We start from the raw sequence: 17004 nt of genomic DNA, 5'->3' as shown, positions 1-17004 counted from the left end.
CACATGGCTAAGAAAATGCCTGAAATCGGCGAATATAAATACGGCTTTCATGACAAAGACGTATCGATTTATCGTTCAGAGCGCGGGCTTACTGAAGAAATAGTCCGTCAAATTTCAAAAATTAAAGAAGAGCCGGAATGGATGCTGAACTTCCGCTTGAAGTCTCTAGAGCAGTTTTACAAAATGCCTATGCCTCAGTGGGGCGGAGATCTTGCAGAATTGAAGTTCGATGAGATCACTTATTATGTTAAGCCTTCTGAGCGTTCCGAAAAGTCTTGGGATGAAGTACCGGAAGAAATTAAAAACACGTTTGATAAATTGGGGATTCCTGAAGCAGAACAGAAATACCTTGCTGGTGTTTCCGCTCAGTATGAATCAGAAGTGGTATATCACAATATGCAAGAAGACCTTGAAGCTCAAGGAATTATCTTTAAAGATACGGATACAGCGATGAAAGAGGACGAAGAAATTTTCCGTAAGCACTTTGGCACAGTGATTCCTCCATCGGATAACAAATTTGCTGCCTTGAATTCAGCTGTGTGGTCCGGCGGATCCTTTATCTATGTTCCAAAAGGTGTAAAAACGGATACACCTCTACAAGCTTATTTCCGTATTAACTCTGAGAACATGGGTCAGTTTGAGCGTACGCTTATTATCGCGGATGAAGACAGCTCTGTACACTATGTAGAAGGATGTACAGCGCCTGTATATTCCACAAACTCTCTGCATAGTGCAGTGGTTGAAATCATCGTTAAAAAAGACGCTTACTGCCGTTATACAACCATCCAGAACTGGGCACCTAACATCTTTAACCTGGTAACAAAGCGTGCAGTTGCTGAAGCTGGTGCTACCATGGAGTGGGTTGACGGTAATATCGGTTCAAAGCTGACGATGAAGTATCCAGCTGTCATTATGAAAGGCGAAGGAGCAAAAGGTACAATTCTTTCCATTGCCATTGCCGGGAAAGGGCAGCATCAGGATGCCGGTGCAAAGGTAATGCATTTAGCACCGAATTGCTCTTCAACCATCGTCTCAAAATCAATTTCTAAACACGGCGGTAAGGTAACGTATCGCGGAATTGCTCACTTTGGACGTAAGTCTGAAGGATCCAAGTCCAAGATTGAGTGTGATACTCTTATCATGGACAACGAGTCTACCTCCGATACAATTCCTTACAACGAAATTCTAAATAACAACATTACTCTTGAGCACGAAGCGACAGTTTCTAAAGTGTCAGAGGATCAGTTATTTTATTTGATGAGCCGCGGAATTTCTGAAGAAGAAGCGACAGAAATGATCGTAATGGGCTTTATCGAACCATTTACAAAAGAACTGCCAATGGAGTATGCGGTAGAGATGAACCGTCTTATCCGCTTTGAAATGGAAGGTTCCATCGGGTAAGTCCATTATGACGGCAGCCATGGAAAAGCGAACCCAGATGGGTTCGCTTTTTCTTATGTTCAAGACTTTCAATTTAAAAAAACAGGTGTATGTATTATACTGCTAAGGGAAAATGAGTGGGAACGATAATCAGCTAATTTGGAGGGGCAATCTATGATTTACGTTGGAGTCACAGGCTGGGGGGATCATGACACCCTTTACAGCAAGGGAACGCGCCCAGGTGAGAAATTAAAAGAGTACGGCAGTCATTTTCCTACTGTTGAAGTAGATGCATCTTTTTACGCGGTGCAACCGCAACGAAACTATGAAAAATGGGTGAGGGAAACACCAGATAATTTCAGATTTGTTGTGAAAGCTTATCAGGGCATGACAGGACATGAACGAAAAGAGATCCCATTTGCTTCAAAAGAGGAAATGTACGAAGCATATCTTGAGTCACTAGAGCCGGTCATTGAGAGCGGGAAGCTTGCGATGGTACTTTGCCAGTTTCCACCCTGGTTCGACTGTAATAAAGAAAATGTAGAGTTCCTCCGCTACACAAAGGATAAATTAGGAACACTCCCGGCAGCTTTGGAATTTAGGAATAATACCTGGTTTTCACCAGAATATTATAATAAGACCTTAGAGTTTATGGAGCGTGAAGAGTGGATTCACAGCATTTGTGACGAGCCGCAAATTGGAGAAGCTTCCGTGCCGACTGTTTTGCACCCCACTCATTCTGAAAAAACTCTTATACGTCTTCACGGAAGGAACCATGAAGCGTGGAAAAAGCCAGCCAAAGGAGATAAGTGGAGAGAAACTCGCTATCTTTATAATTATTCGAGGAATGAATTAAACGAATGGCTGGAGAATATTGATAAAATAAAAGACGAAACCAAAGATATTTATATGCTCTTTAATAATAATTCTGGCGGAGATGCAGCACCAAATGCAAAATCGTTTTTGGAGCTGGCTGGAATCTCTTATGAAGGACTGGCTCCAAAACAGCTGAGCTTGTTTGAAGATCATAAAGGAAGTGGGAAGAGTCCTTGAGAGCACTAATGAAAGGATGGCTGTTGTTTTGCTCTCCCTCTCATGACTCTGGCTAAGAGTGTAAGGGAAAGGGCATGATTTGAAAACGAAGGCGGTGAAGCTATGGCAGACTATCCAATTTATATTTACCATACTAACGATTTACACAGTCACTTATCTCAGTGGCCTTTGGCTGCGGGATTTTTGAATCATCAGGATAAGTATCATAAAACTCGTAAAGAAACAGCTCTATTCTTTGATATAGGAGATCACGCAGACCGGGTACACCCTATTACAGAAGGAACAAAAGGCAAGGGGAATGTCAGGCTGCTGAATAAAACGCCTATCCACCACGTAACCATAGGAAACAATGAAGGAATCACTTTTTCAAAAGAAGATTTGGATCATTTATATGATGATGCAGACTTCAATGTTCTCGCAGCTAACTTGTTTGAAAAGGATGGAAGTCGCCCCAGTTGGGCCAAGCCCTATGATTTCATAACTGTTGAAAATGATACGGTGATAGGCATTATTGGAGTAACAGTTCCGTTTTATCCATTCTACGACCAATTGGGCTGGCAGATAAAGGACCCGGAGACTCTATTACCATCGCTAGTGAGCGAGGTGAAGCAAAAGGCTGATATTATTATTCTCTTGTCTCATCTTGGCTATCATAATGATGAGAAAATTGCCCGGGAACATAAGGATATAGATGTAATCCTTGGCGCTCATACTCATAATCTTCTAAAAACAGCACAGAATATCAATGGCACACTAGTGGCTCAGTGCGGAAAGCACGGTTACTATGCGGGACAGATACGTTTGCTTGTTGACGAGGAAACAAAAAGGGTGAAACACAAGGAAGGAGGAGCCATAGAGGTCAGCCATCATCCTATGTGTGAAGAGACGCAAGTACTTATGGAAGAGCTGCAGATAGAATCAAGTAAGGTTATGGAAACTCCCATTGTTGAACTTAAGCAGCCATTGGAAATTTCATGGACAGAACCTTCACAGTTTGCCGATATGCTGGCAACAGGTGTGCGAGAATGGTGCGGAACTGAACTAGCGATGATTAATTCAGGGCTGCTTCTTGAATCATTATCTCCAGGTGTGATTACGAGAAGAGAGCTTCATCGGCTCTGTCCCCACCCAATCAATCCTTGTATCGTAAAAGTTAAGGGAGCAGTATTAAAGGAAACAATCCATGCAGCATTTACAGAAAAAATGATCCACCTTCCATTAAAAGGATTCGGTTTTCGCGGAGAGATGCTGGGGAGAATGGCTTTCAGCGGAATGGAAGTCCATACCACACCTGGAAGCAATGGGCAGACGCGTGTAGATGGTATCTACATCAATGGCAAAGCTATCGAATTACAGGAGTATTACTCGGTAGCGACTGCTGACATGTTTACGTTTGGTCCCTTGTACCCTGGACTGTCCCAGGCTGAATATAAGGAATACTTCATGCCGGAGCTAATGAGAGATATTCTGGCAAAAACATTAAAAGATTACGCATAGAACCTTTCTCTTTTGAAAACACCTTCTCTGATGGCACGAGAGATGAGTACTCTGCATATAGTAGGGGCGAGAGGTGTATAGGAGGGGGGCGTTAAATAATGATGAAAATGGAGCCTGTTGAAATACAAGGAAAACTCTTTAAAGCTGTCACTGTAGACTTACCGAAGACCAAACTAATGGCAGTGACGAATGAAAAAGGATATATTATGTGCGGAGCACTGGACGTAGGCTTATTAAACGCCAAGTTAAAAGATCGAAAAGTCATAGCTGGCCGAGCCGTGGGAGTCAGGAGCATAGAAGAGCTTCTGGAAGCTCCTCTTGAATCCGTTACAGTAGAAGCTGAAAAGATGGGCATTACAAAAGGTATGCCAGGTAAAGAAGCACTGCTTAAAATGGTATGAATAAAACTGACCGGTTTATTGAAACCGGTCTTTTCTTTTAGGAAAGCACGGTGGTTTCCTGTTTTGTTATGCCCTTTTAAAGAGGCAGGCATGACATTCGTTTCTCGCTTGTAACGGTTTCCTCTTGGCGGTGGACAAGCCTTTTTACGATCAACAAACGGACTCTCTTTGTCTGTCTGGTAAGCTGGATTTTTCTTTATTTACAGTAGGAGGCCTTCTTGCAAGCGTATGGGGTCTGACAAAATTCTGCGAGACTTTGTGTAAAACAGGGAGAGTAAGAGTAGGGAAAAAATCTCTGGCAGGTGTTACAATGGGAAGTAATGATTTAACAGAAAGGCGGAACAAGGCATGCAGCAATATTTGGACCTATGTCGGCACATCTTAGACAATGGAACGGAAAAAGAAGACAGGACAGGAACAGGAACAATAAGCACCTTTGGCTATCAAACCAGGTTTAATCTACAAGAAGGGTTCCCGGTTATTACAACGAAGAAGCTCCATCTCCGTTCTATCATCCATGAACTCCTCTGGTTTTTAAAAGGGGACACCAACGTGAAATATCTGCAGGATAATAACGTAAGAATTTGGAATGAGTGGGCTGATGAAGATGGTGAGCTTGGTCCTATATACGGAAAGCAATGGAGATCCTGGGAGGGAGCAAACGGACGGACGGTTGACCAAATATCTGAAGTGATTGACCAAATTAAGAATAATCCTGATTCCAGGAGATTAATTGTTAATGCATGGAACGTTGCTGAAATAGAGGATATGGCTCTGGCTCCCTGCCACTGCCTGTTTCAATTCTACGTTGTAGATGGCAAGCTTTCCTGCCAGCTGTATCAGCGGAGCGCCGATGTGTTTCTGGGTGTTCCCTTTAACATTGCATCATATGCTCTCTTAACAAAAATGATTGCCCAGGTTTGTGACCTGGAGGCACATGAATTTATCCATACCTTTGGGGATGCGCATATTTATTTAAATCATGTAGAACAAATTCAGCTTCAATTAACAAGAGACCCTCGTCCCCTCCCGACAATGGAAATAAATCCAGACGTAAAATCGATATTTGATTTTACTATTGATGATTTTATTTTAAAAGGGTACGACCCTCATCCACACATTAAAGGAGAAGTTTCTGTATGATTTCGTTTATTGTAGCGATGGACAAGCAAGGAGTTATTGGGAAAGACAATAAGCTGCCATGGTACCTGCCGGCCGATTTAAAGCACTTCAAAGAGACGACGATTGAATCACCTATTGTCATGGGAAGAAAAACCTTTGAATCAATTGGAAAACCTCTTCCAAAAAGGACAAACGTTATTTTAACCAAAGATGAGAACTATACAGCAGAAGGGTGTGAAATCATTCATTCCCCTGAGGACGTTCATAACTACGGAGATGATCATGGAGAGGTTTTTGTAATTGGAGGAGCCAAGGTGTTTGAGGAGCTCTTTCCGGAAGCTGAAAAATTATACCTTACAATAATAGATGAGAAATTTGATGGCGATACCTACTTTCCAGAGTGGAATGAGGAAGAATGGAAGCTTATCGAGGAAAAGGAAGGAACAGTGGATGAGAAAAATAAGTATCCACACCGGTTTCTGACTTATAAAAGGAAAGGCTAGGGTAAAGGGATTTCTTCCCTTTTATGCTCCACGGAAGGAACGAAAAAAGGATAAGTATATACCCCGTCCCCTCTTGCATACACATAAAGTAGGCAAAGGGGGCATTTTTATGGGGAAAAACAGAAGATGGAAAAGACAAAAAGGACCCCTCCCATTTCGGTATGTCTTTTTGCTTTCGTCAATAATCTTTATTGCGCTCACAATCCAGGGGTTGTGGCTGGTGGATCAGGGGATCCGTCCAACCTTAATTGCGATTGCAAAAACAGAAACACAAAAAATTGCCACTCAGGCTATAAATGATGCCATTTCAAAGAAAATTGTAGAAAACATTGATATGGAAGAGCTCATGGTCATTGAGAAGGATAACCAGGGAAATATTACGTCCGTAGGCTTTAATCCTCAGGTTTCAAACAGGGTGCTTTCTGAAGCTACGTTAAGGGTACAAAAGTATTTAAAAATGGTAGAAGAGGGCAAAATTGAGGATTTAGGTCTCCCGGATGGAATAGAGATGGAGTTTGATAAAGAAACTTTTACTGAAAACGGTATTATTCATATGATCCCCCTTGGGCAGGCGACTAATAATGCCCTGCTCGCTCATTTGGGCCCTAAGGTTCCTGTACGTTTTACAGCGATTGGTGATGTGAAAGCAACGATGACTGAGTCCATTTATGAGTCAGGGATCAATAACACATATATAAGGGTTTCCCTTGATCTGGAAGTAGACGTCAAAGTCGTTATCCCTTTTGCCACTGATGACGCGGTGGTTCCAACCTCAATTCCTATTGGCATGGTGTTTGTTTCCGGTCAGGTTCCGGATTTCTACAATCACGGGCAAGGTGATATGCCGGCACCGGCAATCATACAGGAAAAGGATCTTGAAGATATTATTCATCCTAGTGAAGAGAATGAGGAAGAAATTCTTGAAGTTCCTGATCAGGAGATGGAAATAGTCCCTGACTAAAAAGAAAACCATAGAAGATATTTTCAGAGAGTGTCCCAAAAGCGTAAGCTTTTGCGGAAAACTCTCTTTTTTTGGTTTTGATATCTGTTACCAGACGCTCCATAAGCATCTAAAGGTACAAGCGCCTCAGCCGCTCACGTGCTCTTCATTCGTATTCACGGTGCCTTTTAGGCCGCCGGCATGGCCTTAGATTCCTCGTAAAAACACCTTGGATAATCCTTGGAGCGAGCAATCTCACAGGCGTCTCTCACTTTTGCAATCAAATAACTTATTATTGCTTTCCTTTTTTTTGAAAAAAAAGAGGAAAGGTATTATTTACATAGAACATTTGTAAGGAGGAAGAGTAAGGTATATTTCACAAACAACAAGTGATTTAGAAAAAAACGTTTTGACAATAGTCCTAATAAAAAATATAATGAGATAACGAATTGTCAAAAAAAGTCGAAAAGGAGGGAAGTTCACAACTCAAACGCTGTGCAAGGGTGGAAAAAGAAGATAATACATCTAGTCTAACTTATATTTTTCTGAATATTCTTTATTGTAGTAACCAATCTAAAAAGAGATGAAGGGGGAAGGTTCCCATGAGAGAGCAGTGGGGAACTAGAGCAGGTTTTATTTTAGCGGCCGTAGGTTCGGCTATTGGCCTGGGCAACATTTGGCGGTTCCCGGCAGTAGCATACGAAAATGGCGGCGGAGCATTCTTTATTCCTTATTTATTTGCATTGTTAACTGCAGGTATTCCGTTGTTGATTCTGGAATTTACTATCGGTCATAAGTATCGCGGATCTGCACCGCTGAGTTATGCGCGGATGAACAGAAAGGCAGAATGGATCGGATGGTGGGCTGTATTTGTCTCGTTTGTCATTTCAACCTACTACGCTGTCATTATTGCTTGGGCAATGTCTTACAGTGTTTTCGCCATTAACCAGACATGGGGAGAAGATACTGAAGGATTTTTATTCGGGGACTACTTAAACCTTGCCGAGGTGCCCGGACAGGTAGGAAGCTTTGTCCCTGGTGTATTAATACCGTTAATTATTGTCTGGGTCGTAACACTTGGTGTGTTATTTAGAGGGGTTCAAAAAGGGATTGAGTGGGCTAACCGTATTTTTATTCCAACACTTGTTGTCTTATTCTTAATTATAGTTATTCGTGCGGTTACGCTACCAGGAGCGGTAGACGGTCTCCAGGCATTTTTCGAACCTAACTTTGAAACCATTACATCTGGAAGTGTGTGGGTCGCGGCATACGGTCAAATATTCTTTAGTTTGTCGATAGCCTTTGCCATTATGATCACGTATTCCAGTTATTTACCAAAGAAATCTGACATCACCAACAATGCTTTTATTACAGGATTTAGTAATTCAAGCTTTGAATTACTTGCAGGTATTGGAGTATTTGCTGCCCTTGGTTTTATGGCCATGCAGGCAGGTGTTGGTGTATCTGAAGTGGTAGCCGGTGGTATTGGCCTTGCTTTTGTGGTCTTTCCAATGATAATAAATGAGTTTCCGGCTTTAAACGGGCTGTTTGGCTTTTTGTTCTTTGCCTCACTTGTCCTTGCAGGTTTATCATCTTTAATCTCAATTTCTGAAACCTACGTCAAAGGGATCTCTGAGAAGTTTGGAATTTCCAGAGCAAAGGCTGTAACGATTGGCGGAGGGATTGCAGCATTGATCTCCTTGGTCTTTGCTACGCAAGGTGGATTGTTCTTCCTCGATGCTGCAGATTACTTTATTAACCAGTTTGGTGTAGCCTTTATTGGCCTCGTCCAGGTCATTGCTATAGCGTGGATCATGCGTAAGCTTAATGTGTTTCAGGATCACGCCAATGGTATTTCGGATATCCGTCTTGGTCTTTGGTGGAAGGTTTGTTTAGGCGTCATTACACCAGTTGTTTTAGGGTACATGATGTTTGATCTCTTCAGAACAAACCTGCTTGGTCTGTTTGATACAGAAACCGGTAACTATGAAGGATATTCAGATGCATTTATTCTTTGGGGCGGTTGGGCTGTAGCTGCTTTCGCAATCATTGCAGGGTTTGTCTTTATGGCAATCCGCTGGAGAAGTCGTGACATAATTGATGAAGTTGATTCGCAAGAAAGGGAGGGTTGATAGCTATGACTGGCAGCGCACTGTTTATGATGATTTTAGGGATGATGATTATCTGGGGCGGTATGGCAGGAAGCATAATCCACGCCCGCAGAGTATCAAAAAATAATCGTTAAAAAAGCAGGGGAGCTTTTCTCCCCTGCTTTATTTTTTTCTTCTTTCTTGTTTTTCCCAGGAACGAAGGTTTGGGTACGGGTCAAAAGACCATTCAGTGTAGCCATTATCCCTATACATCCCGTAATGGAGGTGAGGAGGGAATTTTCCCTGGGTGCCCGGCTTTCCGTATCCGGAGCTTCCAACATACCCAATAACAGTACCTGGTTCAACAAGTGTCCCTTTTTTAATGTCCTTTTCAAAACCGCTTAAATGTGCGTAGTAATGATACACATTGTTGTTGTCCCTGATTCCAATCCGCCAGCCTCCAAACCTGTTCCAGCCTTTTAGTTCCACGACACCATATGTGGTAGAGCGAACCGGCGTGTTGTACCCTGCAAAAATATCGGTTCCTTCATGTATTCTTCTTCCGCCCCAGCCTCTGCGATCTCCCCAAGTACTGCGGTAACTATAGTTATAGTTTAAAGGGACAGGGAAAACCCGATCATCGAGGTCAAGTTTTTGATGTTTCTTATATAGATCTGCATGGCCTTTAATGATATTGACTGCCTGGTCCCGCTGATAGTAATCCCACAAGCCGATTTCTATATTATCGTCATCATGGCCGTAAGAGGCTAAATAGCTGGCAAAGGTAAATAAGATATCCATGTCGTTTACCCGGGAAGCCTTTCCATCCTGATCTCCATCAAGACCAATCCCTTCAAATAAAGCTAATGAGTAAGGGTCTTCATCTTCCCAATCAGGGTTTAACGGCCCCGCCCACTCTTTGGGAGCATAAAAAATGCTGATAAGTCCTTCCGTTTCTTCTCTGTCTTTTCTGGCCCGCCGTATTCCTCTTTCATAAGCGTCCACGGCTGCCAGCCAGTACCAGGGAACGTAAGTAACAGCTTCCATCTGTTTATAAAGGGTCATACGTCCTTTATAAATATCATCAGCTGACATTTCTTCTGCTGCAATACCTTGATGGAGAGGCAAAGAAAGACAAATGATTATAGCTGATATAAAAATAAGGAAAAATCGTTTCATATCTAGACTCCTACCTTTCAGAAACGGTATCTGCTTGTTAGTGTGACCTATTTATATAAAAAAGATAAAGACAATCATTGGAAACAAACAGGATGTTTGGTAGAAAAGTTCTGAACGTGTTAAAGTATAAAAAGAACAGGAAGCAGAGAGTTCCATTACGTTTACATAGCGCTCTGCCTTTCCTCCAAAACAGTACAATTTACTGGAGTGATGAAGCTTGGCTAAGCAAGAAGAATACATTCGGAAACCAGAATGGTTGAAGATTAAGCTTAATACAAACGAATCCTATAAAGGCTTAAAGAAGATGATGCGTGAAAAAAACCTCCATACCGTGTGTGAGGAGGCAAAGTGCCCTAATATTCATGAGTGCTGGGCAGAACGAAAAACGGCTACCTTTATGATTCTTGGCGATGTATGTACAAGAGCCTGTCGTTTTTGTGCAGTAAAAACGGGCCTGCCTACTGAATTGGATTGGGATGAACCAGAACGAGTAGCAGAGTCTGTTGAGCAAATGGGGCTTAAACATGCAGTAATTACAGCAGTAGCCCGCGACGATTTAAAGGATGGCGGAGCAGCTGTGTTTGCGGAAACTGTCCGTGCAGTACGCCGGCGGAACCCATTCTGTACGATTGAAGTGCTGCCTTCTGATATGATGGGAATGGAAGAGAATTTAAAAACTCTAATGGAAGCACGGCCAAATATTTTAAATCATAATATCGAAACGGTAAGACGCCTTACACCAAGAGTAAGAGCACGGGCTACCTATGATCGTTCACTTGAATTCCTGCGCTACGCAAAAGAGCTGCATTCTGACATCCCGACAAAATCCAGCTTGATGATTGGTCTAGGGGAAACAAAAGAAGAAATTATTGAAACAATGGACGATCTGCGGGCACATGATGTGGATATTATGACAATCGGACAATATTTGCAGCCATCTAAAAAGCATCTGAAGGTTCAGAAATATTACCATCCAGATGAGTTTGCCGAGCTAAGAGAAATTGCTATGTCCAAAGGATTTAAGCACTGTGAAGCCGGACCGCTTGTTCGTTCGTCTTATCATGCAGATGAACAGGTTAACGAAGCACAGGTGAATGAAGAAGCTCAAAAATATCAGGCAGAACAGCAATTTTAAAGGGATTCCTTTTCTGTCTTGAAAAAGAACCGCTCCTATTTATTGAATGGGAGCGGTTCTTGCTAATTCTCCGTCTTCTTCTGCATCAAATCTGTTATCCAAATACTTTGTGGATGGTGGCTGTTCTGTTGATTCCACCATATCTTCAATTGTTTGGGAGAGGACTTTTTGAATATCTCTTGTTTGTGGGCCTACGGTTTGAAAACGCTCAATGTCTTCCATCATCGCTGGGTTATCTGTGATATAGACTTCATAATAGTAGGGCACCATTGCTTCTGCCACCATCTTGGTCTGCTGAGCTACAACATCCCGGTCGTCCCGTTCTGTGTCATATGCAACTAATACATGATGGTTTGTAACAAGAACACATGCTTCCTCTACCGGTGTGGTTTTGACAAGCATTTGACTAATCCCTTCAGCAGACTGCTGGCGATTTATATAATCTGTTGTTTTTGGCGTGTGTTCGAGTGCTTCTTCGTTTTTCTTATGCCTTACCATCCCAAAGTGCTGAGGATCTCCCTGGGTTTCGTCGGTGACGTAATTAAGGTGATTCTCCGGCTCATGTACCTGAAGAGGGTTGGGCTGAGCTTCTTCCCCGAACATTTGACCACAGCCGCCCAGCATAAGACAGCCAGATAAAACAGCAGCGGTTAAAACTCCTTTTTTCATCTGAAACACCTCCTTACTTGTAGTATTCTTCTCAGCTCAGAAAAACATGATGGTAAATACTAGGACTCAGCATTAATGAGGAGACATTGAGCTGTAATGGAAAGTTGCAATAATTAATGAAATCAAAAATTTTAGCAATGAATAGATTGTGGTACAATAGACAAAGGTAAGCGAGGTGAGAAGTGTGGTAAGCATTCAAAACCAGCAATATGAAGTGATTAATGATTTCAGGAACGGCTGGAATGAGGAAGAGTTTATCGGCCGGTACAGTGAAGTATTAAATAAGTATGACTACATCGTTGGAGACTGGGGGCATAGCCAGCTTCGACTGAGAGGCTTTTTTGAAGATACCCACAAAAAGGCGACATTTGATACAAAAATTAGTACATTAGATGAATATATATATGAATACTGCAATTTTGGCTGTGCTTATTTTGTCTTGAGAAAAATCCGGAACTCCGACTAGGGTCCGGATTTTTTTAGTTAGGCTCTGGTAAAGGAGAATTTTTAAAAGCCTTTTGATTGTAGATAAAAGCGCGAGACGTCTTCGGGGATAGCAGAGCTGGAGATCTCCCAGGGTTGTGTCCCCATGGCAGCTAAGACATGCTTGAGGTATAGAAAGACAGCGTGAATAATGGAATGAACCATGAATGGACATCGCGCTTGAACATTTAGAGGCAGTTGAATGTAACAAGCCTTTGGTTAAGAAGTGGCAGGGGGATGATTTGCTCGTTCATACTCAAGGTCTCTATATGGTTCATCCGGCCAGGTGCCCTTGCCTGTGCCCGCTTGTTCATCGGTTCGTTGTTTTTCATGGTTTGAGGGATCTGTATAATACGGGTCCCTCTTTTCAGAAAGCGATTGTTTCTTCATAGCAGCAGCCTCCTCCATCTTTTTATTCTTATTAGTTAGTCAGGATGAATGAAATTATTCATCAAGGTAAGGAGAGACTGATCCTTGGGGAATATAGGCCTTCCAAGGAGACACTTTTCTTATGTCAAAAAAAGAAGCCTTCAGCAAGTACTTGCTGAAGGCTTCGTTAACCTTTTTTATACAACTTCATATAAGAAAGAGCGGAGTTCAGAAGCTTCTTCTTCATTTAAACGGTAGGCGTACTCAATATATCCCGGTTCCTCTAAATCATCGGATCCAACAATGGCAAAACGGTTTGATTGCATATCAAGGACAATTTGTTTTCCGTAATGACGGCCGCTTGAAATGATTGCCAGGTCGAAGCGTTGGCTTTCACCCATGAAGCTTACAAACCTCGTTTTTGTTTCTTCGATATCGTCATATAGAAAAAATCTTTCTTCTGACATCTAATATCCTCCTTTATGAGGGAAAGAAGAGAATCTACTCTTCCTCCATAATAAGGTGAGGCTTATTCTCCAGGTGGTGATGTGCTTTAATATATCGGACTGTTCGGGTTTTGGCACGCATGACGATAGAATCTGTTTCGGCCAGGTCTCCACCTAGAAAGCGGACACCTTGCAGGAGTTCCCCGGATGAAACCCCTGATGCTGCAAAGATGGCATCATCACCTTTTACAAGGTCATTGAGCTGGAGCACCTGGGTAGGATCTTCAAGTCCCATATCCCGGCATCGCTGCTCTTCTTCTTCATTTGATGGTACTAGGCGAGCCTGCATGTCTCCTCCCAATGCTTTGATAGCGGCAGCGGAAATAACACCCTCAGGCGCGCCGCCTGTACCCACAAATAAGTCAATTCCCGTTTGGGGCAGGGCAGTTGCAATGGAGGCTCCTACATCACCATCTCCAAACAGCTTGACTCTTGCTCCTTTTTTTCGTACTCGTTCCACTATTTCATCATGACGTTCACGTTCTTGGATAATAACAGTAAGGTCACGAACACGCTTATTATTCATTTTGGCTATAATATCAATTGTTTTTTCAATAGGATCATCAATACGAACAAGGCCGGCAGCTTTTGGGCCAACCACGATTTTTTCCATATACATATCCGGAGCATGAAGAAGTGTTCCTCTATCAGCTACAGCAATGACCGCCATAGCGTTAGGGTGTCCTTTGGCAACAATGTTTGTCCCTTCAAGTGGATCAACAGCTATATCGACTTCAGGACCGTTGCCGTTTCCAACTTCCTCTCCTATGTAAAGCATTGGTGCTTCATCAAGTTCTCCTTCTCCAATCACAACTGTCCCCTTACAGCTGACAGAATCAAACATGGTTCTCATGGCAGTTGTTGCAGCGTCATCTGCTTCAATCTTTAATCCGCGGCCAAGCCATTGTGCTGAGGCTAAGGCAGCAGCTTCTGTAACACGTACAATCTCTAATGCTAACTCTCGCTCCACTTTGATACCCTCCGAACTTTATTTAATAAAATGGTTTATTTGTTAGTGAAAGAAGTCATGTCTATCCTACCATAATTTTGTCCCGCGTACGTAATGTCAATGAGCCGCTTGTATAAATGAGGGGGCTAGGTGAGCAAAAAAGTTATGCTATACTAGTACATAAATCAATAAGAGAGCGGGGGAGACAATGTATTTTGTGGATCGAAACCAAATTGAAAACAACCTTATATATATAGAAGAGTTACGTCAAGTGTTTCAATCAAATACCCTTACTGACTCTGAGGTTGGAAAATTAGCCTTAGAGCGTATTACTCATGGTTTCATTGAAGCTTTCATTGATGTAGGAAACCAGATGATTGACGGCTTTATCATGAGGGACCCAGGCAGTTATGAAGATATTTTGGATATATTAAACGACGAAAAAGTCATTCCTGAAAACGAGGCGGAATCGTTTAAAGAAGTGATACGGCTGCGAAAAGATCTCGTATCAAGCTACACAAAGATAGATCATCATCACTTTCAACAGGTGCTGGAGAAAAACATAGAAGTCGTGCATGCCTTTCCAGGCCACGTCAGGTCATACTTAGAAAAAGAATTAGGACCGGTTTCTGCTTTTCTCCCTGAAAATGAAAACAAGGAGGGAAAGTAAATGCCATATGTGAGCCTTGCATTAAAGGCGCAACATAACGGACTGTCTGTAAACAAAAAGAACCAGTTAATCAGAAGGTTTACAGAAGTACTCAAAGACACATTGGGGAAAAATCCTGCTACTACACTCGTTGTCATCCACGAAAATAACGAAGAGTCAGCAAATAGGGGCAACACCGCCCTTTTATATCAGGTGACAAGAGAAAAAGGACGCCCGACCGAGGATGAAAAAGATACCTTACGAAAAGAAGGTATTCGCATTTTAAAGGAAGTTCTTGGGCATGGAGATGAGCCGGTGGATATTCAAATTAATGAAATCAGCACCGATAATTGGGGGCTTGGCGGGGAAAGCATTACGGAAAAAAGAAAAAAAGAATAGAAAGGCTTTAAAACCAACAGCTTTTTTTATAGAGAGCTCTAGTGGGTATGGGAGCGCTGATGACTGGTGATGCAATTACTGGCCAGCTCCCATCAGGTTCGACACATAGCAGATCAGAAAGGAAGAGATAGATGACGGCATACAAGGGATACTTAATCGATTTAGATGGCACTGTGTACAGAGGAAAAGAGATCATACCCGAAGCAGTAGAATTTGTAAGCTCTTTAAAAGAGCAGAATCTTCCTTACTTGTTTGTGACAAACAATTCATCAGAAACTCCAGAAAGCGTAGCACAAAAACTTCAAAACATGGGCATTCCCTGTGAAACAAAACATGTCTTTACATCTAGTATGGCTACCGCATCTTATTTAACTGAGCAAAGGGAAAAACAATCCGCCTACGTCATTGGTGAAGATGGTATCCAAAAGGCTCTTGAGCAGGCGGGCATCACTTATGAAGAAGATCAACCAGGGTTTGTAGTGATGGGGATAGACCGGAGCATTACATATGAAAAGCTTGCCAAAGCAGCACTGGCTGTAAGAAATGGGGCTCGTTTTATTGCGACAAACAAGGATGTGTCGCTGCCATCTGAAAGAGGTCTGCTGCCTGGAAATGGTTCTTTTGTGTCAGTTATTTCTCTTTCCACAGGTGTAGAGCCGACAGTGATTGGAAAACCGGAATCCATTATTGTCGAGCAAGCCCTGGAAAGAATAAACTTGTCTAAAGAAGAGGTTCTGATGGTCGGTGATAACTATGATACCGATATCCTGGCAGGTATCAATGGAGGCATTGATACATTAATGGTGCACACGGGTGTTACGACTGCAGAGCAATTAAAGGAAAAACAGGAGCAGCCGACACATGTTGTTTCTTCCTTAAAGGAATGGAAGATTTAAAAAGACAGAGACATTGACAAAGCAAGGTTAAAAAATAAACATTTTGACACAGATCTGTCTTCATGAACCGCTAAAGCAGAAAACCGAACCATTCAAAAAATGGGTCGGTTTTCTGCTTTTTTGTACCAGCCTCGTTCCAACTTGTGCAGGAGGCCATACATTTAAGAGGTCCCCTTCACCGTTGCCATGATTGGAACCGGTGATCCCGGCTTGGCAAAATTAAGGGGTCCAGAAGGCTTCCGGCTTTTAAAAAATTATTCTACATTGGCTGCACGGTGGGCGAGTCTGCTTGAAGCTGCAGCTGCAATAGCCCCGACAATGTCATCGAGAAAAGTATGACATTCACCAGTGGATTTATCATTAAGTTTTTTCAGGATCCCTGGTTTCACTTTGTCGATATAACCGTAGTTTGTAAAACCAATAGAGCCGTAAACATTAACAATTGAAAGAGCAATAATCTCATCAATGCCATACAAGCCTTCGTCGTTTTCTAAGATTTCCTGCAGCGGCTCGGTTATTGCTTTTTTTTCAGTTAATCGATCCAGCTCTATCCCTGTAATAATAGCGTTTTGCACCTCCCGTTTTCCCAGTACATGCTCCACGTTGGCTTTGCACGCTTCCATCGTAAGTTCTGGGAAGTATTGAGATTGAAGAAAATGTACTAATTCAGCGATCTTATCCGTCGTGACTCCTCTTTCTTTTAGTAATGAAATTGCTGTTTCTTTAAGAGGATGGTGCTGATAAACCATTTATATCACCTGTCTTTTTTATTCTTTTGTTCTCC

The 17004-nt window shown here is 42.3% G+C and carries 20 protein-coding genes; 14 read left to right on the top strand and 6 right to left on the bottom strand.

Translation table 11 applies throughout. From position 1 onward, the window contains the following. Positions 1 to 3: 3 nt before the first annotated feature. From sufB to ACFPU1_RS00180, 9 genes are all read left to right on the top strand, one after another. A complete protein-coding gene (gene sufB, locus ACFPU1_RS00220) occupies positions 4 to 1401 on the top strand; it encodes a Fe-S cluster assembly protein SufB (protein ID WP_385937109.1) in 1398 nt (465 codons plus the stop codon). Between the two features lie 153 nt (positions 1402 to 1554). Next, entirely contained in the window at positions 1555 to 2433 is an 879-nt protein-coding gene (locus ACFPU1_RS00215; RefSeq protein ID WP_385937106.1) for a DUF72 domain-containing protein, read from the top strand. Between the two features lie 102 nt (positions 2434 to 2535). Beyond that, positions 2536 to 3930, top strand: coding sequence for a bifunctional metallophosphatase/5'-nucleotidase (locus ACFPU1_RS00210; protein ID WP_385937103.1), 1395 nt, complete (start codon positions 2536 to 2538; stop codon positions 3928 to 3930). 98 nt (positions 3931 to 4028) lie between these two features. Continuing rightward, entirely contained in the window at positions 4029 to 4331 is a 303-nt protein-coding gene (locus tag ACFPU1_RS00205; protein ID WP_054636161.1) for a YunC family protein, read from the top strand. A 348-nt stretch (positions 4332 to 4679) separates the two neighbouring features. Then, the gene (locus ACFPU1_RS00200) at positions 4680 to 5474 is read left to right on the top strand and encodes a thymidylate synthase (protein WP_385937099.1); all 795 of its coding nucleotides are present in this window, start codon (positions 4680 to 4682) and stop codon (positions 5472 to 5474) included. Next, a complete protein-coding gene (locus ACFPU1_RS00195; protein WP_385937096.1) occupies positions 5471 to 5956 on the top strand; it encodes a dihydrofolate reductase in 486 nt (161 codons plus the stop codon). Before ACFPU1_RS00200 ends, ACFPU1_RS00195 begins: the two co-directional genes overlap by 4 nt. A gap of 109 nt (positions 5957 to 6065) precedes the next feature. Further along, positions 6066 to 6917, top strand: a complete 852-nt coding sequence (yunB, locus tag ACFPU1_RS00190) for a sporulation protein YunB (RefSeq protein ID WP_385937093.1) — start codon at positions 6066 to 6068, stop codon at positions 6915 to 6917. A 581-nt stretch (positions 6918 to 7498) separates the two neighbouring features. After that, positions 7499 to 9028, top strand: a complete 1530-nt coding sequence (locus ACFPU1_RS00185) for a sodium-dependent transporter (protein WP_385937090.1) — start codon at positions 7499 to 7501, stop codon at positions 9026 to 9028. Between the two features lie 5 nt (positions 9029 to 9033). Further along, positions 9034 to 9141, top strand: coding sequence for a methionine/alanine import family NSS transporter small subunit (locus ACFPU1_RS00180; protein WP_157049829.1), 108 nt, complete (start codon positions 9034 to 9036; stop codon positions 9139 to 9141). A 28-nt stretch (positions 9142 to 9169) separates the two neighbouring features. Here ACFPU1_RS00180 and ACFPU1_RS00175 read toward each other — a convergent pair whose 3' ends face one another. Next, positions 9170 to 10165: a M23 family metallopeptidase gene (locus ACFPU1_RS00175; protein ID WP_385937087.1), complete on the bottom strand. Its 996-nt coding sequence runs from the start codon at positions 10163 to 10165 to the stop codon at positions 9170 to 9172. A 217-nt stretch (positions 10166 to 10382) separates the two neighbouring features. Here ACFPU1_RS00175 and lipA point away from each other — a divergent pair, with 217 nt between their 5' ends. Continuing rightward, entirely contained in the window at positions 10383 to 11300 is a 918-nt protein-coding gene (gene lipA / locus ACFPU1_RS00170; protein ID WP_385937085.1) for a lipoyl synthase, read from the top strand. 39 nt (positions 11301 to 11339) lie between these two features. Here lipA and ACFPU1_RS00165 read toward each other — a convergent pair whose 3' ends face one another. Beyond that, positions 11340 to 11969, bottom strand: a complete 630-nt coding sequence (locus ACFPU1_RS00165; RefSeq protein ID WP_385937082.1) for a YhcN/YlaJ family sporulation lipoprotein — start codon at positions 11967 to 11969, stop codon at positions 11340 to 11342. Positions 11970 to 12153: 184 nt separating this feature from the next. On the opposite strand from ACFPU1_RS00165, the gene ACFPU1_RS00160 reads away from it, so the two are divergent. Further along, positions 12154 to 12435, top strand: coding sequence for a YutD family protein (locus ACFPU1_RS00160; protein WP_385937079.1), 282 nt, complete (start codon positions 12154 to 12156; stop codon positions 12433 to 12435). A 236-nt stretch (positions 12436 to 12671) separates the two neighbouring features. On the opposite strand, the gene ACFPU1_RS00155 is transcribed toward ACFPU1_RS00160, so the two are convergent. The 3 genes from ACFPU1_RS00155 to glpX form a co-directional block, all read right to left on the bottom strand. Next, positions 12672 to 12842 carry a hypothetical protein gene (locus ACFPU1_RS00155; RefSeq protein ID WP_385937076.1) on the bottom strand — a complete coding sequence of 57 codons (171 nt, stop codon included), beginning with the start codon at positions 12840 to 12842 and terminating at the stop codon, positions 12672 to 12674. Between the two features lie 176 nt (positions 12843 to 13018). Next, the gene (locus ACFPU1_RS00150) at positions 13019 to 13288 is read right to left on the bottom strand and encodes a DUF3055 domain-containing protein (RefSeq protein WP_385937073.1); all 270 of its coding nucleotides are present in this window, start codon (positions 13286 to 13288) and stop codon (positions 13019 to 13021) included. A gap of 34 nt (positions 13289 to 13322) precedes the next feature. Further along, on the bottom strand, positions 13323 to 14297 hold the full coding sequence (gene glpX / locus ACFPU1_RS00145) for a class II fructose-bisphosphatase (protein WP_100400118.1): 975 nt from the start codon (positions 14295 to 14297) through the stop codon (positions 13323 to 13325). 187 nt (positions 14298 to 14484) lie between these two features. On the opposite strand from glpX, the gene ACFPU1_RS00140 reads away from it, so the two are divergent. The 3 genes from ACFPU1_RS00140 to ACFPU1_RS00130 all read left to right on the top strand — a co-directional run bounded on the left by ACFPU1_RS00140 (position 14485) and on the right by ACFPU1_RS00130 (position 16220). Next, positions 14485 to 14946, top strand: a complete 462-nt coding sequence (locus tag ACFPU1_RS00140) for a DUF86 domain-containing protein (RefSeq protein ID WP_100400117.1) — start codon at positions 14485 to 14487, stop codon at positions 14944 to 14946. Beyond that, positions 14947 to 15324, top strand: coding sequence for a tautomerase family protein (locus ACFPU1_RS00135; protein WP_083465369.1), 378 nt, complete (start codon positions 14947 to 14949; stop codon positions 15322 to 15324). It abuts the gene before it with no gap. 131 nt (positions 15325 to 15455) lie between these two features. Beyond that, complete coding sequence (locus ACFPU1_RS00130) at positions 15456 to 16220, top strand: TIGR01457 family HAD-type hydrolase (protein WP_054636169.1); 765 nt, start codon at positions 15456 to 15458, stop codon at positions 16218 to 16220. 254 nt (positions 16221 to 16474) lie between these two features. Here ACFPU1_RS00130 and ACFPU1_RS00125 read toward each other — a convergent pair whose 3' ends face one another. Continuing rightward, a complete protein-coding gene (locus ACFPU1_RS00125; RefSeq protein WP_100400114.1) occupies positions 16475 to 16969 on the bottom strand; it encodes a phosphatidylglycerophosphatase A family protein in 495 nt (164 codons plus the stop codon). Between the last annotated feature and the right edge of the window lie 35 nt (positions 16970 to 17004).

It is taken from the genome of Thalassorhabdus alkalitolerans (genome assembly GCF_042656525.1).
Taxonomy (GTDB): Bacteria; Bacillota; Bacilli; order Bacillales; family Marinococcaceae; genus Thalassorhabdus; species Thalassorhabdus alkalitolerans.
This window is presented reverse-complemented; position numbering and strand designations above follow the sequence as displayed.